This is a genomic window from Ollibium composti (assembly GCF_004801285.1).
Classification (GTDB): Bacteria; Pseudomonadota; Alphaproteobacteria; order Rhizobiales; family Rhizobiaceae; genus Mesorhizobium; species Mesorhizobium composti.
In genome coordinates this window covers 1-19,576 of sequence record NZ_SSNY01000021.1, presented here as the reverse complement: position 1 = coordinate 19,576, position 19,576 = coordinate 1, and the positions used below count along the sequence as shown (strand labels likewise).

Here is a 19,576-nt window from a genome sequence, read left to right as displayed (position 1 = left end):
GCACAGGCCGCAACGAGCAAGAAGGAGAAAGCCGCCCCTTGACCAAAACCTAAGACCCAAACCATACATGAAGGCGGGTCACTTCTCGGCGAAAATCCCGGGTCAGCTCTCAGCGGAAATCAACAGTTGCGGCCTAACCATAAGTTGAATCTCCGCTTTTCCGCCCGCCTGATCGCCGAGGATACCGAGGGTGGTGCCAGGCAGCAGGATAGTCCGACCCTGCCGAACGCTCGGTGATGTCAGACCTCGACCCCGACGCCTTCGGCATTGTCTGCCGCAACTTTGTCGAGAACGCCCTGGGCATGGGACCCTTGGTGAGCCGATCGTCGTAAGCCTTGAGGGCGGTAAGTTCCGCGTAGCCAAGGACGGCCCGTCGTGCCCACAGAGACGCTTACCGGTTGATCGGTCGCTTCGAAAGAGGGGCGCCAGGCCGGAAGGCAGTGGGCTTAGCCTTGCCATCGTTGCAGGCATCGCCCCCAACCTTAGCTGAAGACCACGGATGGCTCAGGTTCGGATTGCCGTGCTGCGATGCTGTCGACGCGCGCAACCCGCTCGCGGCTTGCTCTGTTGGATGGATCTCGCGCTGACGGTGTGGACAACGGATCCGGGCCGCTTCAATTTGCGACGTTACCCTCTGCACTCCTGTGCATAAATGATACCACAACTAGCATTTTGAACCGCTCTGCACCCGCGAGACTGACTGAGGCAATTCGATGTAGAACTGGCAACAGAGATAGTTTGGCATCAAGGATATGGCCGAGACCTCGGCTGTTTGCAATTTGCACACCAGTGCAATATTATACTGGCAGCGGGTTGACTTTCTCCGATACAGGCCGACAAATGGCGTCGGCGCTCAAATAGTGCCGGAGCCGCAGGAGGGCGGTTCGAAGCGGGTCGCCAAAACGATCGGCAAGCGTCTGGGAGGAACAATGACGCCCCATGCATTCATTCGTCGCCGCAAGGGCAGGCGGTCGGAACCTCACGCGGTCGCGGCATGACGGTGTCCAAGGCCGAGTCCGCCGCGCTGCCTGGCCAGGAGCGGGACCGCCTGCCGGCGCCCAGTGCGCTGGCCATGCCCACCGCATGGCAAAGGCTGCGCTACGGGCTGCGGATCGCCGCACACGAGCCGACGACCCTGATCGGTGTGCTAGCCGCGCTTCTGTTTGCCTATCTGATCGTCGTCCCGATTATTTCCATGCTGCTCGATGCCGTCCAGGTACAACTCGGCGACGGTCGGCGCATCAAGGCGGAAACCGGCGACCTGACCTGGTATTATCTGGAGCGGACCTTTACCTCGCGCGTCGCGCAGAGCCTTTTCTGGGAGCCGCTGGTCAACACGCTCAGCGTCGCCTTCGGCGCCATCGTCATCTCCGTCGCCGTTGGCGGCAGTCTCGCCTGGCTTCTGGCGCGCACCGACATGTTCGGGCGCAAGTGGTTCGCCACGGCGTTGATCGTGCCTTACATGCTGCCGGCCTGGACCTTTGCGCTCGCCTGGACCACGCTGTTCAAGAACCGCACGGTCGGCGGCCAGGTCGGCTGGTTCGAGGCGCTCGGCCTTTCCCCTCCGGACTGGCTCTCTTACGGCAGGCTTCCCGTCACGCTGATCCTGGCGCTGCACTACGCTCCCTTCATCATCCTCCTGTTCGGCAATGCGCTGCGGCGCTTCGATTCCCAACTTGAGGATTCGGCCCGCATCCTGGGCGCCGGCCGCATCACCGTGACGCGCAAGATCATCCTGCCGCTGATGCTGCCTTCGCTGCTGTCGGCGGTGGTGCTGATCTTCGCCAAGTGCCTCGGCGAGTTCGGCGTGCCTTACGTGCTCGGCCTGCCGGTGAACTTCGACGTGCTGGCCACCTCGCTCTACCGCAACATCTCGTCGCGCCAGACCGGTGTGGCGGCGGTGCTTGCCGGCTGCATCATGCTGATCGGCATCATCACCATCATCATCGACGCCAAGCTGATCAAGGAAGCCCGCCGCTTCGTCACCATCGGTTCCAAGGGGTCGATGGACCGTATCCAGCCGCTCGGCCGCATGCGCATCCCGGCGACTGCCTTCGCAGCCTGCATCTTCCTGTTCAGCGTCGGTCTGCCCTTGCTCACACTGTTCCTGTCGACCGTGATGAGAATACCGGCGCGGTTCACGCTCGACAATTTCACGCTCGACTATTGGATCGGCAGCGACCTCAACACGGTGGCCTTGCAGACAGGCATCCTGCTCAGCCCGGATCTGTGGAATGCCGCCTGGAACAGCCTGAGCATTGTCGGCCTGGCATCGATCACCTCCGGCCTGCTCGGGCTGCTGGTCGGCTATGTCGTGGTGCGCACGCCGGTCCGGCCGCTGGCGACCTTTCTGCGCCAGGTGACGTTCCTTCCCTATCTGGTTCCCGGCATCGCCTTCGCGGCCGCTTACCTCTCGCTGTTCGCAGTGCCGCGTGGGCCGATCCCGGCCCTCTACGGCACGACGCTGATCCTGATGCTCGCCCTGATAGCCGATCAAATGCCATACGCTTCCCGCGCGGGCATCTCGGCCATGATGCAGCTCGGCAAGGATCCGGAGGAGGCGGCGCAGGTCGCCGGCGCGGGATGGTTCCGCCGCATGCGCTCGATCGTGGTGCCGATCCAGAAGGGATCGCTGGTGACCGGCATCCTTTTGCCGTTCATCTCCGGCATCAAGGGCTTGAGCCTCTTCGTCGTGCTCGCCGTGCCGTCGACCGACGTGCTGACCACCTATTCGCTCAGGCTGGTCGACTACCACTACACGCAGGCGGCCAACGCCGTCGTGCTGATCATCGCGGGAATTGCCTATTTCGGCACGCTTCTCGGGCAGAAACTCACCAAGACCAATCTCGCCCAAGGGCTAGGGGGCTGACATGCCACGAATCAACCTGCGCGGCGTCGACAAGAGCTATGGCTCGAATTCGGCCAACGCCGTTGCCAACCTCAATCTCGAAATCGGCGACGGCGAGTTCATGTGCCTGCTCGGGCCGTCGGGCTGCGGCAAGACCACGACGCTGCGCATGATCGCGGGGTTGGAGCATCTGACCAACGGGGAAATCCAGGTCGGCGCGCGCGTCGTCGACTCCGTCGGACAGGGTGTCTTCATTCCTCCCGAGAAGCGGCAGATGGGTCTCGTCTTCCAGAGCTACGCGCTGTGGCCGCACATGACGATCGAGCGCAACACGGATTTCGGCCTGCGCCTGCGCAATACGCCGAAGGCGGAGCGGGAGCAGCGGGTAACCGACGTCATGAAGACGCTCGGCATCGAAAAATACCGCGACCGCTATCCCTCGCAGCTCTCGGGCGGCCAGCAGCAGCGCGTGGCGCTCGCCCGCATGCTCGCCGTCAACCCGGAAGTGCTACTGCTCGACGAGCCGCTGTCCAACCTGGACGCGGCGCTGCGCCTGGAAATGCGCGCCGAGCTGAAGCGCCTGCACAACGAGTTCAAGACGACGATCGTGTTCGTCACGCACGACCAGTGGGAAGCCATGACGCTCGCCACCACGATCGCGGTGATGAGCGAAGGACATCTGCAACAGGTCGGGTCGCCGAACGACATTTACGACCGCCCAGCCAACCGGTTCGTCGCGCAGTTCGTCGGCAGCCCGCCCATTAACATCGTCGAACTCCGGGACGGAGCCACTTCGAAGCTCGGAAAGATAGCATCGGAGTATTTCGCGACGCGCCATGCCGAGCTTTCCGGCATTGGCTCCGTCGGCATTCGGCCGGAATCGATCCGCATCGCCGGACCGGACACGCCGGTTCCGCAAGGCGCGCTGGGCGGCAAGGCCGAAATCACCGGCGTGCTGCCGACCGGCGGAAGCTGGATCGTGGAATTGTCTCTCGCGAACGAGAAACTGTTCATGACCACCCATCAGTCGCCGGAGATCAAGACGGGCGACCGGATCGACTTCTTCGTCAAGCCGAAGGCGCTGCATGTCTTCGACGCGCAGGGCAACCGGCTGGCGGATGCGGACAAGCTGCTCGGCGCGGCAAAGGTTCATTGAGATGACGTCGCTGTCGCGGATCGATCTCGCGGCTGCGTGGTCACATGAGAAACGGGAGGAAAGGCAATGGATTTTAACAGGATAGTGAAGCGCTGGAGGTTCGTCCTGCTGGGCGCGTCGGCCGCGCTCGTCGCGCTTTCGGCGCAGGCCTGCGCCGAGGATTTCGACCTCAACGCGCTGATCGAGGCGGCCAAGAAGGAGCCGCCGATCACCGTCTATGCTGTCACCGGCAAGATCGTCGACACCGCGAAGGCCTTCACCCAGAAATACGGTGTCCAGGCAACCGGCAAGAAAGTCAACGAGGCAACCCAGGCCGACCTGCTGATCCGCGAAAGCCAGTCGGGCCAGATCGTCGGCGATGTCAGCCTGGCGGTGGATGTAGGTTCAGCGGCGTCCCAACTGCTTCCCGAAGGCATGGTCGAAAGCTGGGTGCCGGGCGACATCGAGGCCGATATTCCCGAAGGCCAGCGCAACCCGCTCGTCGTCGTCACGGATCCACATGTGTGGTCGTACAACACGGAGAAATATTCCTCCTGCCCGGTCAAGAACATCTGGGAGCTGACCGAGCCGAGGTGGAAGGGCAAGGTCGCCATGCTCGACCTGTTTAACAAGCCGCTTTACGCTGACTGGTTCAACCAGTTAGAGGCGCATCACGACGCTGAAATCGCCAAAGCCTACGAGGATCTCTACGGCAAGAAGCTGGAAACCGACCAGCCCAGCGCAACCGCCGCATGGGTCAAGGCGTATGCTCAGAACGCGCCGCTTCTGGCTGATTCCAGCGCCGTCGCCGAGGCGGCGGGCGCGCCGGGCCAGGCCGACCCGTTCATGGCCATCACGTCGGTCGCCAAATACCGCGGCAACGTCAGCGATGGCCTCAAGCTGGGCATTTGCGTCGGCATCGAGCCGTTCGTCGGCTTTTCCTATCCGGGATTCGGGCTGATCGCTAAAGGCACTAAGAGCCCCAACGCGGCGAAGCTCTTCATCCACTACCTGCTAACTGAGGAAGGCATCGCCAACCAGGCTATCGACGGCAAGGTGCCGAGCAACCGCAAGATCGCCTTGCCTGCCGACGAGCCGTCGGGAATCGCCAAGCATATGGACGAATTGATGGTGTTCGATTCCTCGACGTCCGCTGACGATTTCGACAAGCGCCAGGACTGGCAGGATTTTTGGCGCGTCAACTACCGCAAATAGCAATGGATCGGGCCGCGCCGGGAGCGCGGCCGGTATGAGAAAACGGGAGGAAAGGCAATGTTCTTGAACGGGATGGCGAAGAGTTGGAAATTTGCCCTGCTGGGCGGATCGGCCTTGCTCGTCGCGCTCACCGCGCAGGCGAGCGCCGACGACTTCGATCTCAACGCGCTGGTCGAGGCGGCCAAGAAGGAGCCGCCGGTTTCGGTCTATTCAACCACCGGCAAGATCGTCGAACAGGCCAAGGCGTTCACCGCCAAATACGGTGTCCAGGCGACCGGCACCAAGGCCAATGCCGCCTCGCAGCTCGAGATGGTGGTGCGCGAGGCGCAGGCGAAGAACGTGCAGGCGGACGTGCTGCAGATCAGCGACGCGGCGGCTGGGGTGGCGCAGCTCGTGCCCGAAGGCTACGTCGAAAGCTGGGTGCCGCCGGATCTGGCCGACAAGATCGACCCGTTCTATCGCGATCCGCTCGTCATCTCCAACGAAGCCAATGTGTGGGCCTACAATACCGAGGTTTACAAGAGCTGCCCGGTCAAGAACATCTGGGAACTGACGGAGCCGAAGTGGAAGGGCAAGGTCGCCTTCCAGGATCCGCTCGGCAAGGCGTCCTATGTCGACTGGTTCAACCAGATGGCCATGCACGCCGATGACAAGATCGCGGCAGCGTACAAGGCGCAATACGGCAAGGATCTGGTGAAGGACGAGGACAGCGCGACGGCTATGTGGGTCAAGGCGCTAGCCGCCAACGCGCCGTTGCTGACCGACGCCGACGAGGCTGCGGCGCAGGCGGTCGGCGCGCCCAACCAGAAGGAACCGTTCGTCGGTCTCATGAGTTCGGCGAAATTCCGCGACAACCAGGAGGCAGGCACCAAGCTCGGTCTCTGCACCGGGCTCCAGCCCTTCGCCGGCTGGCTGTATCCGAGCCTCGGCTTCATCGCCAAGGGTACGGACAGCCCGAACGCGGCCAAGCTTTTCATCCATTACCTGCTTACCGAGGAAGGCATCACACCGCAGGCCGAGGACGGCAAGATGTCGTCCAATCGCGACATCAAGCTGCCGGATTCGGAGCCGTCAGGCATCGGCAAGGTGGTCGACCAGATGGAACCCTATGACGCGTCTTCGGCCAATGACGACTGGGACGCGCGCCAGGACTGGCAGGATTTCTGGCGCGTCAACTACAAGAAATGAAATGGCGGGGCATCGCCGGCAGGCGATGCCCACCACCAGCGAGGGGAGGAGACGATGGGTATTCTGAACAGATGTATCGGGATGGCGGCCGGCTTGCTGACGGTGAGCCTTTTCGCCATGCAGTCCTATGCCGATGACGCGTCCAGCGTCAACGAACTGCTGAAGGCGGCGAAGGCCGAGGCGCCGATCAACATCTACGACAGCACCGGCAAGATCGTGGAGATGGCCAAGAACTTCTCGAAGAAGTACGGCCTCAAGGCCACCGGTATCAAGGTCTCGGCATCGAGCCAGCTCGAGATGATCGTGCGCGAAGGCCAGGCCAAGAATGTCCAGGGCGACGTGGTGCTGATCACCGACGCGCCCGCCGGTCTGGCCCAGCTTCTGCCGGGCGGCTACGTCATGAGCTGGCTGCCGCCCGATATGAAGGACAAGATCCCGGCGAAGTTCCAGGACCCGCTGGCGATTACCACCAACGCCAGCGTCTGGGCCTATAATACAGAAGTTTACGACAGTTGCCCGGTCAAGAACATCTGGGAGCTGACCGATCCGAAATGGAAGAACAAGGTTGCCTTCTATGATCCGCTCTCGAAAGGCACCTATCCAGATTGGTTCAACCAGACCGCGACGCATTTCGACGACGCGATGAAGGACGCCTACAAGGCTGAGTACGGCAAGGACATCGACCTCGGCGGCGAGAAGAGTGCGACGGCCGCCTGGGTAAAGGCTTTCGCCCAGAACAGCCCGCTGCTGGCGGATACCGACGACGCCATTTCCGAGGCGGTCGGCGCGCCGGGCCAGAAGGAGCCGTTCTTCGGTCTTTTGTCCTCGGCCAAGTTTCGCGACAACGCCGACAAGGGGTTCAAGCTCGGCCTGTGCGCCGACATGGGTCCCTGGCCCGGCTGGACCTATGTCAAGCTCGGCCTGATCGCCACCGGCACCAAGAGCCCCAACACGGCGAAGCTCTTCATCCACTACATCCTGACGGAAGAGGGCATCGCGCCGCAGGTGATCGACGGCAAGCTGCCGACCAATCCCGACATCAAGCTGCCGGCGGACGAGCCGTCCGGCATCGGCAAGGTGCTCGACAAACTGGAACAGTACGACGCCTCGACTGCGCTGAACGATTGGGACGCCCGCCAGGACTGGCAAGATTTCTGGCGCGTCAACTACCAGAAATAATCGCACAAGGGCCGGCGACACCGGTTGCCGGCCCGCCTCATCCTATCGGTGAAAACGCATCATGACATCGTTGCCGCAATCCGAACGGCTGCTGGCGGTCGCCAAGATGGCGGCGCACAGCGTCGAGGATCAGCTCCGGACGGCCTTCCGCTCCGTCATGGCTTTCGACACCAAGCGTGACTTCCACGACATCGTCACCGAGCATGATCGGGCCAGCGAGGAGCGCATCGCCTCGGTGATCTTCCGGGAAGTTCCGGACTCGGCGATGGTCGGCGAGGAGGGCGGCCGGCGCGGCAGCGGCAACGTCGTCTGGTACGTCGATCCGATCGACGGCACGTCGAATTTCGCGCGCGGGATCGCTTATTGGTGCGTGTCCATCGCGGCGGCGGTAGATGACGAGATCGTCGCCGGAGTTGTGTTCGATCCCATGGCCGGCAATCTCTTCTCGGCAAGCCTGGGCGGAGCCTGGCTGAACGGCCGGCCGCTCGCTGCGCAAGCCTTCGCCGAGGAACGGCAGGCCACGCTGCTGACCAGTTTTCCGAACGCCCGCAACATCAACGATCTCGGCGCCATGGTGTATGGGTGCCAGGCTGAACTGCTGCGTGCGTTCCAGGTCACCCGCAACCTCGGCAGCGGCGCGCTCAACCTTGCCCATATCGCCGCCGGATGGTCGGACGCGACATTGGGGCTGTCGACCAACCCATGGGACGTGGCGGCGGGGATCCTGATCCTGCGCCAGGCGGGCGGGCGTTATTGCGGTTTCGACGGAGGAATCGAGTCGGAGCCGACTCATCTCGCGTCCGACTATTTCGCGACGGGTGGCGGCGCCGACTACCCGACGCTCGAACAGGTGGCGCGGACATTATCGGCGCAAACCGCAACCCGACACAGACACACAGCAGGAGCACGCACATGACCAAGGCCGAACTCTCCGGGAGGGCGTTGTCCGCGCCGCGGGCCCTACTGCTCGATTTCGGCGGCGTGGTCGTTGAGACGGCGCGTATCCCGGGCTGGGAAGACAGGCTGGCCGAAAAAGTGGAAGCCGTGCTGGGCCGGGCGGGCGCCGCTTCGGCCGTGCTGTCCAGGTCGCGCATCATCGCCGACATCCGCGCCGGCTGCATCGCGGATTCGCGCTGGAAGAACGCCATGTCGCGGCCGCTGTCCCCGCCGGAACTCACCTACGGCCAGTTCTGGGGTGATTTCGTCGCCGCCGACTGGTCCGACCGTGCGCGGCAGGCCGTGCTTGGCGAAGCGCGGGAGCTCTGCCGCCAGATGGGCCTTCTGTGCAGCCGGCGAAAGCTGCGCGACGGGATGCTGGAACTGCTCGACAGGTGCGACGCCACCGACGTGCCTGTCGGCATCGTCAGCAACGCGCTGTCAGGCCAGGTGCATATCGATTTCCTTGACGAACATGGCTGGACGGGGCGTTTCGCCGTGAAGATCCATAGCGACGAGGTGAAGGTTCGCAAACCCAATCCGGAGATGATCCTGATCGCCTGCCGTGCTCTGGGCGTCGAGGCGCGGGACGCCTGGTATGTCGGCGACAATTTCGACCGCGACGTCCTTTGCGGCCTTCGCGCCGGCATCGGCGGCAATATCCTGATGGAAGCGAAGGGCACCTACGACATGCCCTACGATCTCGGGGTCAAGCCGGACGCCATCGTCGCCGACCCGCGCCGGTTGCTGGCGCTGCTGAAGCAGTCACAGAAGATTTCGGTGGCGTGATGGATGCCGCGGAATCGGCCGCGCTGCGCGCGATCGCAATGGAGGCGGTGCAACTTGTCGGCGGGCCGCTCGCCGCTGCTTTCAGGTCGGACACGGCGGTCGAGTACAAGGTCGACTTGCACGATGTGGTGACCAGGTACGACAGACAGGCCGAGCAGGCGATCCGTGATCACATACTGAGCCGCTGGTCGGATTCGGCGGTGTTGGGTGAGGAACATGGCGCCAGCGGGGAGGGAAGGGTGCGCTGGTATGTCGATCCGATCGACGGTACCTCCAACTTCGCGCGCGGCATCGCCTTCTGGTGCATTTCCATCGGCGCCGCCGTGGACGACGAGATCGTCGCCGGCGCGATCCTCGATCCGGTTGCCGATAACCTGTTCTCCGCCGACCTGACTGGCGCCTGGCTGAACGGCGAGCCGCTGCGTTCCTCGGCCATCCCGGAGGAGAACAAGGCGACGCTCATCACCGGCTATCCGGTGGCGCGCGACTTCAGGCTGGACGGGCGCGATAGGGCGCTCGACAATTTCGCGACGCTGGCCGAGACCTTTTCCACGCTGCGCCGGCCGGGAAGTGCCGCGCTCAGCATTGCACACGTTGCGGCTGGTTGGGCGGACGCAGCCTGCGGCTTCGGCGTCAACGCATGGGATGTGACCGCCGCGATCCTTTTGCTGCGCCAGGCGGGCGGCACCTATCGCAGCCTACCTCTGGGCAAGATTCCGGCGGACCGGCCGGACCAGTTCCATCCGGGCTACATGGCGTGGGGGAATGGCGGGAACTATCCCACGCTGACGCGCATCGCGGAGGCTATTTCGGTCGGCCGAACCAAGGCCGCGTAGGAGCCAACCCGGTGTGCACGCCAATTCATAAAGTTCCAGAAAATTACTATCAACTTGTGCATCAAATAATTGTATAGACTTCATTTATTTGTATTGCACACCAGTGCATAAAGAGCCTAAAAATGGCTCGATAAAAGTGGCAAGAGGCGCGCAGCCATGACCGTCGCACATCGAACCCAACTTGCCTTGCAGGCATCGGATCTGGACGCCCGCGAAGCCCTGTGCCGCGCCATGATCCTGACCGCGGGAGGCATGGCGCTGGACGGGTTCAAGGCGGTGAAATCGGGCATGATGGCCATGAAGGGGCCGCAGGATTTCCTGACCGAAACCGATGGCCTGGTCGAGAGGTATCTCAAGGCGCGGATCGCGGAAGCCTTTCCGCAGGACGGGTTCCTCGGGGAGGAGACCGGCGGCGTGCCTGGGGACGACCTCTGGGTCATCGATCCGATCGACGGAACTGCCAACTTCGCCCGCCAGATCGCGCATTTCTGCATCTCGATCGCCTTCGTCAGCGGCGGACAGGTGGAAATCGGTGCCATCTACAACCCCGGCATGGATGAGTTGCATGTGGCGCGCCGGGGGCAGGGCGCGACACGCAACGGCGTGCCGATCCATGTTGCCGATACCCGTGACTACCAGCGTGCCTGCGTTGAACTCGGCTGGTCCACACGGCTTCCCAACGCGACCTATCTCGCGGCGCTGAACCGTATCCTCGAGGAGGGGGCGAACGTCCGGCGGGCGGCGTCCGGCGCGCTCGGCCTGGCCTTCGTCGCCGACGGGCGCTCCGACGGCTATGCAGAACTGCACATGCATCCGTGGGATTGCCTGGCCGGCCTGCTTCTGGTCAAGGAGGCTGGCGGCGTGACGGCTCCCTTCCTCGAACTGGACGGGTTGTCGAAAGGTGGCGGCGTGCTGGCGGCGTGCCCGGGCATAGCGCCGGGGATGAGCGAGGCGACCGGGATCGCGCTGACGCTTTGATTGGATTGCCGAGAGCCGAGATGAACGCTTCGCCACGCTACGAACGACCGAACATCAGCCTGATCGAGCCGAACCTGCCCGGCTACGGCATTGATCTTTTCATCGGCGGCATGGAAGGGGCGGGCGACCTTGCGGAACTGCGGGAGCGCAACATCACCACAGTGGTGAACTGCGCCGTCAATCTCGACTTCAACTATGCGGTGTCGCCGTTTCCGGAAGAGGCCAATCCCGACGCCATCTACGGCATCGGCGCGGTGCGCTACTACAAGCTCGGCCTGATCGACGGCGACGGCAATCCCGAGACGATGATGCTGGCGGGGTTCTATATGCTGCGCGGCGCGCTGTCGCAAAAGCTGCCGGAACGTCCGACCTATCCGCTGCGCGAGAAGGGCAATGTTCTGGTGAATTGCCGGGGCGGCCGCAGCCGTTCCGTGTCGCTTGTTGCGCTCTTCCTGCACATCGAGGCGAGGGCGAAATATCCGACGCTCGACAGCGCGCTGGACCATGTGCGCGCGATGCGCGAGTTGCGCCGGGACGAATGGTTCGAGACGCCGAAGCCGGTGCTCGTCAACGCCGCGCGCCGGGCTGCTGAATGGATCACGCTGATCGATTCCGGCGCAGCACCCCTAGCGCTGGCCGTACAGGGGAGCCGGTCGGCCTGATGGCGCAGAACGAAATCGCCGTCATCGCGGACCCGCACTTCCACGATATCACCTATCGTCCGGGCGGTGGCGGCGGCAGCGCGTTCCGTTCGCTGGCCGACACCTGCGCTTCCACGCGCGTCTTCAACGAGAGCTTTCCCGCCCTGACGGCGCTCCTCGATGACATCGTGAGCCGGGATATTCGTATTGTCGTCATCGCCGGCGACCTGTCGGACGACGGCCAGATGTCGACCATGGCGACCGCTTGCCGCCTGCTCGAACGCTACAGCGACCGGTACGGGTTGCGTTTTTTCACGACGCCGGGAAACCACGACCTCTATGCAATGCACGGCCGCGAGCACGGCAAGCTGTTCGTCAACGAGGACGGCTCGCAGACGCTGGTCACCAGCGACCCGGCCATTGTCGCCGAAGCGGCGGGCGACGTTGTGCTGACGCAGGAGATGCACTGCGCGGGCTACCCGCAGGCGCTCGATATGATGAAGGCGTTCGGCTTCTTCAGGCGGCCCGATTTCCTGCATTGGGAAACGCCTTTCGGGACCAGCGACGACCTTGCCCAACGGTGCTTCGAGATTCGTTCTCAGGATGGCTCGGTTGTGACGTCGATGGTGGATGCGTCCTATCTCGTCGAGCCGATGGAGGGTCTCTGGATCCTGTCCATAGACGCCAACGTCTTCGAGCCACGGAATGGGGCGAAGAACCTGATCGAGGAAAAAAGCTACTTCGACAGCACGGATGCAGGCTGGAACTCCATGCTGCGCAGCAAGCCGTTCGTCCTGGACTGGATGACGGACGTCGCACGCCGCGCCAGGCGGCAGGGCAAGCGCCTGCTCACGGTTTCGCATTATCCGCTGCTGAATCCGCTTGGCGACACGGCCGAGGCGGAGGCGATCCTGCTGGGCAGGACCGGGTTCGTGCGCCGTTCGCCTTCCCCGGAGGTCGAAGCCGCTGCCGCAGCAACCGGAGTGGGAGTCCATTTCAGCGGGCACCTGCATGTGAACGACACCCGGGTTGTCCGCCACGGCGACGACTTCGCCGTCAACATCGCGGTCCCGTCCACGGTGAGTTTTCCGCCGGCCTACAAGATTGCGTCCTTCGATGGCGCGTCGCTGAATGTCGAGACCGCCATGCTCTGGGACGTGCCGGACTTCGATGCGGCCTTCGATGCCTATCGTGCCGAAACCGCCTGCTCCGGAGCCGACTTCGGCGACGTTCTGGAGGCTCGTTCCCACGGCGAGTTCCTCAGTAGGGTGATGACCCTGAACGTCACCTTGCGGTATTTCGAAAAGGAATGGCCGCCGGAACTTGCTGCGCTGATGGAGCGCCTTCGGTCCGCTGACATCGCGCGCCTTGTCGAAAGCTCGCCCTTGCCGGTAGAGGAGGTGGCGACTGTCTCGACGTTGGAGGGTGGCGTCGCGGGCCTTGACGTCGTTGCGGACTGGTATCGCCTGCGCACGGCGCGCGAACTGGCCCTCGCCGTTATCGCACCCGAACGCGTCCTGCTCTACCGGTCTCTGGCTGAACGGTTTGCCGCCACAAGCTGGCCGGAGTGGAGCGCGCAGCACAGACTGGCCATCTTCTTCGCCATCATGCGCAACTATATGGACGCTCAGCCGTCGGACCGGTTTTCGGTCGACCTGGAGAGCGGTGAGGTCGTTGCCCGGCCATTGGGCCGGACGCTCCTGCGCCAGACCGGAACCGCCTGAAACGTCGCCGTCGGCTCACTGACGATGCCGCGTTCGGATTCGTCCAGCAGCGTCGCGATGTGATCGACCATCTGGTCTATGGGCTGGTGAAAGGTCGTCAGCGCATAGGAGCCCCATCCCGCCTGTTCGATGTCGTCGAAGCCGACGACGCAAAGCTCGTCCGGGATCGATATGCCGAACTCATTGCGGGCTGCGTCCATGAAGCCGCAGGCGAGCAGGTCCGTCACGCAGAACGCGGCGTCGGGCCGTTGCGACCCCGCCAGGATCTGGCGGCCGGCCTCATAGCCGGTGGCGTAGCCCGTCGGCCCGGTTCGCATCGTGCGGACCGACATGCCGGCTTCCGTAGCCGCGCCCTCAAACGCTCTTTCACGCATGGTGATGCTGGGCGTTCCGGCACTGGACGATATGAGGGCGATGTCGGTACAGCCGGCGCGGCGAAGCATGTGGAATGCCTCCCGGCATGCCTGTGCGTTGTCGACATGGACGCTTTGCGTGCCGCTCTGGCTTTCCTCGCGGTTGATCAGGATGACGTGCTGGCCGCTCCTGACGCAGGTTTCGATCAGCGAGGCGCGCGGAGCGCCGGACAGCACCACCGTGGCGTCCGCCCGGTAGTTCAGCGTCTGCCTCAGTGCCGCCTCGACGGAGTCTGCTTCGCCCGACGTGTTGATGACCATGGCGACGCGGTTGTCGCTCTGCAGCCGCCGCGTCATCGCGTCGAGGATCATCGACTGATAGGGGAAATGCAGGTCCGAGCCGACCACGCAGACGATGCCGCTGGCATCCTGGATCAGGCTCCGGGCCAGATGGTTGACGTGATAGCCAAGCTGCTCGGCGGCTTCCAGGACCTTGCGCCTCGTATGCTCCGAGACGCTGGCTCCGTCCGTGAAGGTGCGCGAAACGGCTGAACGGGAGACGCCGGCAGCGGCAGCGACCTGCTGTGCCGTAACGAAAGAACGCATCGTTTTCACATTGGACATCGCGGCAGTTCGACCTTTTTGGCTTCCAGCGCCTTCATAACAACGCAGGAAGCATATCGCGACCGCCAATCCACCGTAAGGCTGTAAGGCTTCCCAACCTCACAACGGTCGTCCCTCGCCTGCGGACGTCAGTAAGCCATCGGAAAACCTCGCTCGGAAACCGAAAGTAGCATCAGGCCGCGCATGCTTGGAGCGTAGACGCTTGTACGATGGCAGCCAGGTCGCGCCAGTTCATCCTACGGGATGATCGCTTGCGAGAAGCCAGGTTGATCTCTTCGAGAGGCTAACAGATAGCAGGAGGCAAGATCTTGCACGATCGTTTCTGCTGTCACGGGCTCGTCTGACGGGAGCAGTTCTGCGATATTGACATGCGCGTCCCCTCGGACGCGGCTATCGATCCCGGCCGCGGCGTAGAAAGCGTTTATTGCATCGGCTGCGGCTGCATGGTCGAGATCGGCGGAAAGCGCAAGATGCCCGAGGACGGCGAAGCCGGAATCGCCTTCGCCGCCGAACGCGCGCCGCCAACGCTGCGCCGTTCCGGCCAGCTTGCGATCCATGGCGATGATGTTGAAGGTCCCGTCGCACATGGCGCCGGCCACCGCGCCATTGGCGGTTTCGATACCGTGTTTCCTCAGGAGCGACATCAGCGGGGCGCATAGGAACCGATAAGCATGGCCGATACGGTCCGGCAGCTTCGCCGGCATGGCGAAGGCCAGCGAGACGTTGACCACGCCCGGTCCCTGGACCACCGCGTCGCCGCCGGTGTTGCGCACGACGACCGGAAAGCCGCGTCGTTCCAATTCGCGTGCCGCCGCCGGGAAGGCGGCGGACGCCGCCAGCCGACGCGGCACGACGATGCAGCGCTCGCATCGCCACACCATGACTTGCAGGCCCGCTCCGCCGGCGACCGCATCCAGCATCGCGGTTTCCCATTCGAATGCCGCGGCGATGGGCAGGAATTGCGGGCGGCCGTCCGCTTCGTTCGGTTCGAGTGTTTGGCGCGCCGCGATTGTCATGCGGCCTCGATCGCCGCGCATAGGTCGGACAGGAACGCCGCTGCAGGCGCTCCGTCGACCGCCTGGTGGTCGAAGGTCAGCGACAGACCCATGACGGGGTGGAACTCCACGCCGCCCTTGCCGTCCGGAAATGCTGTCTCGGCGATGCGGCCGATGCCGAGAATGCCGATCTGCGGCGTGTTGAGGATCGGGGTGAAATATTTCACCCGCGAGAGGCCGAGATTGCTGACCGTAAAGGTGCCGCCGGTCATCTCAGGCACGGTCAGCTTGTTGGCGCGCGCCCGCTCGGCAAGATCCTTGCGGGCGGCGGCGCGCGCCTCGATCGTCAGCGCCTCGGCATTGAAGATCGCCGGCGCCACCAGCAGATTGCCGGGAAGCGCCATGGCAACGGAGAGATGCACCGCGCCAGACAGATGCACCTCCTTGCCTTTGAGGACGCCGTTGAGGTCCGGATGTTTCAGCAGCGTCGCCACCACCCGGTCGAGGATCAGATCCTCGACCGAGACCTTGACGCCGGTTTCCGCCAGCGCTGCCTTGCGGGCGAGCAGCGCGTCGGCGCGGCAGTCGGCATGATGGGTGAGCTGCGCGGCCTCGGAGAGGCTGCGCAGCATCTTGTCGGCGATCATGCCCCTGGCGCCGCGCAGCGGCACGACGCGGTCGGCACGCGTTGCGGGCGCTTCAGCCTGCGTTGCCATGGCCGCTATCCGATCCGGGCGATGACATCGCCCTTGGCGACGACGTCGTCGGCCTGCTTGACGAGGGTGATGACGCCGGTGGCCGGCGCATGGATCTCGTACTGGATCTTCTCGACCATGATCTCGGCGATCAGCGAGCCTGCCTCCACGGCCGTACCGTCGCTGGCCAGCCAGTTGGTGATGACCGCCTCCTGGTCGCCGTCCCACAGGTCATTCGGAAGGTTGTGTCGCAAACTTTTCAGTAATGGCTCTTGGGCATGAGGATGGCTCCTCGACGCTGGAGCTACACCATGTTTAAAGGCCGCCATTTCGATCAGTCGGTGATCCTGCTCTGCATACGCTGGTACCTCGCCTACGGGCTCGGCCTGCGCGACCTGGAAGAGATGATGGCCGAGCGGGGCATTGCCGTGGATCATTCGACGATCAACCGCTGGGTTGTGCGGTTTTCACAGCAACTGGCGGAACGTTTCAATCGCCGCAAGCGGGCAGTGTCAGGCAAATGGCATATGGACGAGACCTACATCAAGGTTCGAGGCCAATGGATGTATCTCTATCGCGCAATCGACAGCGTCGGCGACACGGTGGAGATGTTCGAAGCCATTGAGGGCTTCGACACATGACGATTTCAGAGCTTACGCTTAAATCCAGGGACGAGGAACCGGTCCGCCGGCTGGAGTTCTTCACCGGTGCGGGTCGCCGACGTGAATGGCCGCCGGAGGAGAAAGCGCGGATTGTGGCGGAAAGCTACGATGATGGCGAGACCGTGAGCGCGGTGGCCCGGCGATATGCATTGTCCCCGCAGCAGTTGTTCGCCTGGCGCCGCTCCGCGCGGGTGCCATTGGCAAATGCGCCGGCACCAGAACCCATGTTTGTTCCGGCAGTGGTCGCGTCACCTGAGCCCGAATTGGCGGCGAAGCACGTGATATCGACGCGGAAGCGAAAGGCCGCGCGAGATGCCGGCGTGATCGAGCTTGAGATTCACGGCGTCGCCATGCGGATCGGTCGTGGCGCCGACGCCAGGACGGTGGCGGCGGTGATCCGTGCGCTGAAGGCGCTGTCGTGATCGGGCCGACGGGTGCGGTCAAGGTGATGGTCGCGACGAAGCCGGTGGACTTCCGCAAGGGGGCCGAGGGCCTGGCGGCGCTGGTACGCGAGACGATGGGCGCCGATCCGTTCTCTGGCGCGGTCTACGTCTTCAGGGCCAAGCGCGCCGACCGGGTCAAGCTGGTGTACTTCGACGGCACCGGCGTGTGCCTGCTGGCGAAGCGTCTGGAAGATGGGAAGTTCTGCTGGCCTGCCATTACCGATGGTGTGGTCAGGTTGACGGCGGCGCAGTTGCAGGCGCTCCTGGAAGGGCTGGACTGGCGGCGCGTACATGATGCCCGCGAGACGCGCGCGCCGGTCGCGGCAAGTTGATTCCAGGGACGGCCGAGGACGCTGGCAAAGCATTGGATTCCATGATCGAATCGGCTTTGTGAGCAATCCAGCCGACCCTTTGACCAACGATCCGATCGCACTTCAGGCGATGCTTGCCGCGGAGCGCGCCGAGAACGAGCGGCTGCGCCAGATCATCAAGGAACTGCAGCGTCACCGCTTCGGCCGCAGGGCCGAGAGCCTGCCCGTCGAGCAGCTGCTGCTGGGTCTGGAAGAGGCCGAGCAGGTCGAGGCCGAAGGCTTCGCGGCGGAGGACGCCGGTGATCCTGCGAAGCGGGAGGATCGCACCAGGAAGCGCCGCGCCAACCGCGGCGCACTGCCCACGCACCTGCCGCGTATCGAGCAGGTCGTCGACATCGGGGACAAGGTCTGCCCCTGCTGCAGCGGTCCGCTGCACGTCATGGGCGAGGATCGTTCCGAGCGCCTCGACATCGTGCCGGCCCAGTTCCGCGTCATCGTCACGCGCCGACCAAAATACGCCTGCCGGAGCTGCGAGGAAGTCGTTGTGCAGGCGCCGGCTCCCTCGCGCCTCGTCGAAGCCGGCATTCCGACCGAAGCGACCGTCGCGCATGTTCTGGTCAGCAAATATGCCGATCACCTTCCCCTCTACCGCCAGTCCCAGATCTATGCCCGCCAGGGCGTCAACCTCGACCGCTCGACGCTCGCCGACTGGGTCGGCAAGGCAGCCTTCCTGCTTCGGCCGATCCACGAGCGGTTGTTCGACCGGCTGAAGGCGTCCGACAAGCTCTTCGCCGATGAGACGACGGCCCCGGTGCTCGATCCCGGGCGCGGCCGCACCAAGACCGGCCAGCTGTTCGCCTATGCGCGCGACGATCGCCCCTGGGGCGGGATCGATCCGCCCGGCGTCGCCTACCTCTATGCGCCCAACCGAAAGGCCGAACAGCCCCTGCGGCACCTTCAGGGCTTCGTCGGGATCCTTCAAGTCGACGGCTACGCCGGATACAAGGCGCTGGCCGCGCGCAACGCCGTGAGCCTGGCCTTCTGCTGGTCGCACGTGCGTCGCCGCTTCTATGAACTGGCGCAGTCCGGACCCGCGCCGATCGCGACAGAGGCGCTCCAGCGCATCGCCGAGCTCTACAAGATCGAGAGCGAGCTGAGGGGCCGCCCGGCGGAGGAACGCCGCGCCACGCGCCAGGAGCGAAGCCGCCCCATCATCGATGCCCTCGAGCCGTGGCTGCGCGGGAAGCTCGCGCTGGTCAGCCAGAAGAGCAAGCTCGCCGAAGCAATCCGCTACCCGATCGCGCGCTGGGCTGGACTTGGTCGCTTCCTTGACGACGGCCGCGTCGAGATCGACTCCAACGTAGTCGAACGCGCAATCAGGCCGATCGCCCTCAATCGAAAGAACGCGCTCTTCTCCGGTTCCGATGGCGGTGGCGAGCACTGGGCAACCATCGCCTCACTGATCGAGACCTGTAAGCTCAACGGCGTCGACCCGTACGCTTACCTCGCTGACGTCATCACCCGCATCGTTGCCGGCCATCCGCAAAGCCAGCTCGACGACCTGCTGCCCTGGGCCTATGCCCCCACGCCACTCAAGGCCGTGGCCTGAGAACAGCGGTTACGATCAATCTGTTTGATCACGATTTCCTTCGAAAGTTTGTCACTGATCTCGGCCAGGAGCTGTTCTTCCTGGTCGACTAGCTTTTGACGTTTCGGGACATCGCGTTCCCAAAGGAATTGTTCCTTGATGTCGTGGATGCGTGCTCGCTCGGCGAGGACTTTCGGGTGCGTATGTAGCCACCGGAGAAACGGGATCGCGTCCGGTGTGCTGTGCCAAAGATCGCCACAATGTTCGACGTAGGCGTGCGCGGTCTCCGGTTCGGCAAGATTCGAGCCATGGCCTGCTGCCGGTTTCGTGGACACCGAGATAAGGTGTTTAACGGAACTGGAGAGTTGGAATGCAGAGAAGGAAGTTCAGCCGCGAGTTCAAGCTCGAGGCGGTGAGACTGGTGAAGGATCGGGGC

Annotated in this window: 19 protein-coding genes and 1 pseudogene; 15 read left to right on the top strand and 5 right to left on the bottom strand. The window is 63.8% G+C overall.

Features of this window, described 5'->3' with window-relative positions; genetic code table 11:
• The first annotated feature begins 1,072 nt into the window (after positions 1–1,072).
• The 11 genes from E6C48_RS22105 to E6C48_RS22055 all read left to right on the top strand — a co-directional run bounded on the left by E6C48_RS22105 (position 1,073) and on the right by E6C48_RS22055 (position 13,469).
• Positions 1,073–2,869, top strand: coding sequence for an ABC transporter permease (locus E6C48_RS22105; protein ID WP_230978915.1), 1,797 nt, complete (start codon positions 1,073–1,075; stop codon positions 2,867–2,869).
• Between the two features lies 1 nt (position 2,870).
• Positions 2,871–4,004, top strand: coding sequence for an ABC transporter ATP-binding protein (locus tag E6C48_RS22100; RefSeq protein WP_136360355.1), 1,134 nt, complete (start codon positions 2,871–2,873; stop codon positions 4,002–4,004).
• 66 nt (positions 4,005–4,070) lie between these two features.
• Positions 4,071–5,198, top strand: a complete 1,128-nt coding sequence (locus E6C48_RS22095; protein WP_136360354.1) for an ABC transporter substrate-binding protein — start codon at positions 4,071–4,073, stop codon at positions 5,196–5,198.
• 57 nt (positions 5,199–5,255) lie between these two features.
• Entirely contained in the window at positions 5,256–6,386 is a 1,131-nt protein-coding gene (locus E6C48_RS22090) for an ABC transporter substrate-binding protein (protein ID WP_168734623.1), read from the top strand.
• A gap of 117 nt (positions 6,387–6,503) precedes the next feature.
• The gene (locus E6C48_RS22085) at positions 6,504–7,565 is read left to right on the top strand and encodes an ABC transporter substrate-binding protein (protein WP_407941039.1); all 1,062 of its coding nucleotides are present in this window, start codon (positions 6,504–6,506) and stop codon (positions 7,563–7,565) included.
• Positions 7,566–7,626: 61 nt separating this feature from the next.
• Complete coding sequence (locus E6C48_RS22080) at positions 7,627–8,481, top strand: inositol monophosphatase family protein (RefSeq protein WP_136360353.1); 855 nt, start codon at positions 7,627–7,629, stop codon at positions 8,479–8,481.
• On the top strand, positions 8,478–9,290 hold the full coding sequence (locus E6C48_RS22075) for an HAD family hydrolase (RefSeq protein WP_136360352.1): 813 nt from the start codon (positions 8,478–8,480) through the stop codon (positions 9,288–9,290). The genes E6C48_RS22080 and E6C48_RS22075 overlap by 4 nt, the downstream gene beginning before the upstream one ends.
• Complete coding sequence (locus E6C48_RS22070) at positions 9,290–10,126, top strand: inositol monophosphatase family protein (RefSeq protein ID WP_136360357.1); 837 nt, start codon at positions 9,290–9,292, stop codon at positions 10,124–10,126. The genes E6C48_RS22075 and E6C48_RS22070 overlap by 1 nt, the downstream gene beginning before the upstream one ends.
• A 156-nt stretch (positions 10,127–10,282) precedes the next feature.
• Positions 10,283–11,104: an inositol monophosphatase family protein gene (locus E6C48_RS22065; RefSeq protein ID WP_136360351.1), complete on the top strand. Its 822-nt coding sequence runs from the start codon at positions 10,283–10,285 to the stop codon at positions 11,102–11,104.
• Between the two features lie 20 nt (positions 11,105–11,124).
• Complete coding sequence (locus tag E6C48_RS22060; RefSeq protein WP_136360350.1) at positions 11,125–11,766, top strand: dual specificity protein phosphatase family protein; 642 nt, start codon at positions 11,125–11,127, stop codon at positions 11,764–11,766.
• The gene (locus E6C48_RS22055; RefSeq protein WP_168734622.1) at positions 11,766–13,469 is read left to right on the top strand and encodes a metallophosphoesterase family protein; all 1,704 of its coding nucleotides are present in this window, start codon (positions 11,766–11,768) and stop codon (positions 13,467–13,469) included. Before E6C48_RS22060 ends, E6C48_RS22055 begins: the two co-directional genes overlap by 1 nt.
• On the opposite strand, the gene E6C48_RS22050 is transcribed toward E6C48_RS22055, so the two are convergent.
• The 4 genes from E6C48_RS22050 to E6C48_RS22035 all read right to left on the bottom strand — a co-directional run bounded on the left by E6C48_RS22050 (position 13,373) and on the right by E6C48_RS22035 (position 16,390).
• Positions 13,373–14,428: a LacI family DNA-binding transcriptional regulator gene (locus E6C48_RS22050; RefSeq protein WP_230978912.1), complete on the bottom strand. Its 1,056-nt coding sequence runs from the start codon at positions 14,426–14,428 to the stop codon at positions 13,373–13,375. The genes E6C48_RS22055 and E6C48_RS22050 overlap by 97 nt on opposite strands.
• A 254-nt stretch (positions 14,429–14,682) precedes the next feature.
• Positions 14,683–15,462: a lipoate--protein ligase family protein gene (locus E6C48_RS22045; RefSeq protein WP_136360347.1), complete on the bottom strand. Its 780-nt coding sequence runs from the start codon at positions 15,460–15,462 to the stop codon at positions 14,683–14,685.
• Positions 15,459–16,157: a 2-oxo acid dehydrogenase subunit E2 gene (locus E6C48_RS22040; RefSeq protein ID WP_136360346.1), complete on the bottom strand. Its 699-nt coding sequence runs from the start codon at positions 16,155–16,157 to the stop codon at positions 15,459–15,461. Before E6C48_RS22040 ends, E6C48_RS22045 begins: the two co-directional genes overlap by 4 nt.
• Positions 16,158–16,162: 5 nt before the next feature.
• On the bottom strand, positions 16,163–16,390 hold the full coding sequence (locus tag E6C48_RS22035) for a lipoyl domain-containing protein (RefSeq protein ID WP_206086553.1): 228 nt from the start codon (positions 16,388–16,390) through the stop codon (positions 16,163–16,165).
• A gap of 57 nt (positions 16,391–16,447) precedes the next feature.
• Here E6C48_RS22035 and E6C48_RS22030 point away from each other — a divergent pair.
• From E6C48_RS22030 to tnpC, 4 genes and pseudogenes are all read left to right on the top strand, one after another.
• A pseudogene (locus E6C48_RS22030) lies at positions 16,448–16,744 on the top strand (IS6 family transposase); the annotation flags it as partial.
• Between the two features lie 29 nt (positions 16,745–16,773).
• The gene (gene tnpA / locus E6C48_RS22025) at positions 16,774–17,220 is read left to right on the top strand and encodes an IS66-like element accessory protein TnpA (RefSeq protein WP_136360344.1); all 447 of its coding nucleotides are present in this window, start codon (positions 16,774–16,776) and stop codon (positions 17,218–17,220) included.
• A 26-nt stretch (positions 17,221–17,246) separates the two neighbouring features.
• Positions 17,247–17,573 carry an IS66 family insertion sequence element accessory protein TnpB gene (tnpB, locus tag E6C48_RS22020; protein ID WP_373695954.1) on the top strand — a complete coding sequence of 109 codons (327 nt, stop codon included), beginning with the start codon at positions 17,247–17,249 and terminating at the stop codon, positions 17,571–17,573.
• Between the two features lie 58 nt (positions 17,574–17,631).
• A complete protein-coding gene (gene tnpC, locus E6C48_RS22015) occupies positions 17,632–19,161 on the top strand; it encodes an IS66 family transposase (RefSeq protein WP_136360342.1) in 1,530 nt (509 codons plus the stop codon).
• Here tnpC and E6C48_RS22010 read toward each other — a convergent pair.
• Positions 19,128–19,475 carry a hypothetical protein gene (locus tag E6C48_RS22010; RefSeq protein ID WP_136360341.1) on the bottom strand — a complete coding sequence of 116 codons (348 nt, stop codon included), beginning with the start codon at positions 19,473–19,475 and terminating at the stop codon, positions 19,128–19,130. The genes tnpC and E6C48_RS22010 overlap by 34 nt on opposite strands.
• Between the last annotated feature and the right edge of the window lie 101 nt (positions 19,476–19,576).

What these genes read in the sequence shown, in the direction of transcription:
- E6C48_RS22055 (WP_168734622.1), top strand. Translation starts at nt 11,766, where the DNA reads ATGGCGCAGAACGAAATCGCCGTCATCGCGGACCCGCACTTCCACGAT.
- E6C48_RS22045 (WP_136360347.1), bottom strand. Translation starts at nt 15,462, where the DNA reads ATGACAATCGCGGCGCGCCAAACACTCGAACCGAACGAAGCGGACGGC.
- tnpA (WP_136360344.1), top strand. Translation starts at nt 16,774, where the DNA reads ATGACGATTTCAGAGCTTACGCTTAAATCCAGGGACGAGGAACCGGTC.
- E6C48_RS22040 (WP_136360346.1), bottom strand. Translation starts at nt 16,157, where the DNA reads ATGGCAACGCAGGCTGAAGCGCCCGCAACGCGTGCCGACCGCGTCGTG.
- E6C48_RS22070 (WP_136360357.1), top strand. Translation starts at nt 9,290, where the DNA reads ATGGATGCCGCGGAATCGGCCGCGCTGCGCGCGATCGCAATGGAGGCG.
- E6C48_RS22080 (WP_136360353.1), top strand. Translation starts at nt 7,627, where the DNA reads ATGACATCGTTGCCGCAATCCGAACGGCTGCTGGCGGTCGCCAAGATG.
- tnpB (WP_373695954.1), top strand. Translation starts at nt 17,247, where the DNA reads ATGGTCGCGACGAAGCCGGTGGACTTCCGCAAGGGGGCCGAGGGCCTG.
- E6C48_RS22075 (WP_136360352.1), top strand. Translation starts at nt 8,478, where the DNA reads ATGACCAAGGCCGAACTCTCCGGGAGGGCGTTGTCCGCGCCGCGGGCC.
- E6C48_RS22095 (WP_136360354.1), top strand. Translation starts at nt 4,071, where the DNA reads ATGGATTTTAACAGGATAGTGAAGCGCTGGAGGTTCGTCCTGCTGGGC.
- E6C48_RS22060 (WP_136360350.1), top strand. Translation starts at nt 11,125, where the DNA reads ATGAACGCTTCGCCACGCTACGAACGACCGAACATCAGCCTGATCGAG.
- E6C48_RS22105 (WP_230978915.1), top strand. Translation starts at nt 1,073, where the DNA reads ATGCCCACCGCATGGCAAAGGCTGCGCTACGGGCTGCGGATCGCCGCA.
- E6C48_RS22085 (WP_407941039.1), top strand. Translation starts at nt 6,504, where the DNA reads ATGCAGTCCTATGCCGATGACGCGTCCAGCGTCAACGAACTGCTGAAG.
- E6C48_RS22100 (WP_136360355.1), top strand. Translation starts at nt 2,871, where the DNA reads ATGCCACGAATCAACCTGCGCGGCGTCGACAAGAGCTATGGCTCGAAT.
- E6C48_RS22090 (WP_168734623.1), top strand. Translation starts at nt 5,256, where the DNA reads ATGTTCTTGAACGGGATGGCGAAGAGTTGGAAATTTGCCCTGCTGGGC.
- E6C48_RS22065 (WP_136360351.1), top strand. Translation starts at nt 10,283, where the DNA reads ATGACCGTCGCACATCGAACCCAACTTGCCTTGCAGGCATCGGATCTG.
- E6C48_RS22050 (WP_230978912.1), bottom strand. Translation starts at nt 14,428, where the DNA reads ATGCGTTCTTTCGTTACGGCACAGCAGGTCGCTGCCGCTGCCGGCGTC.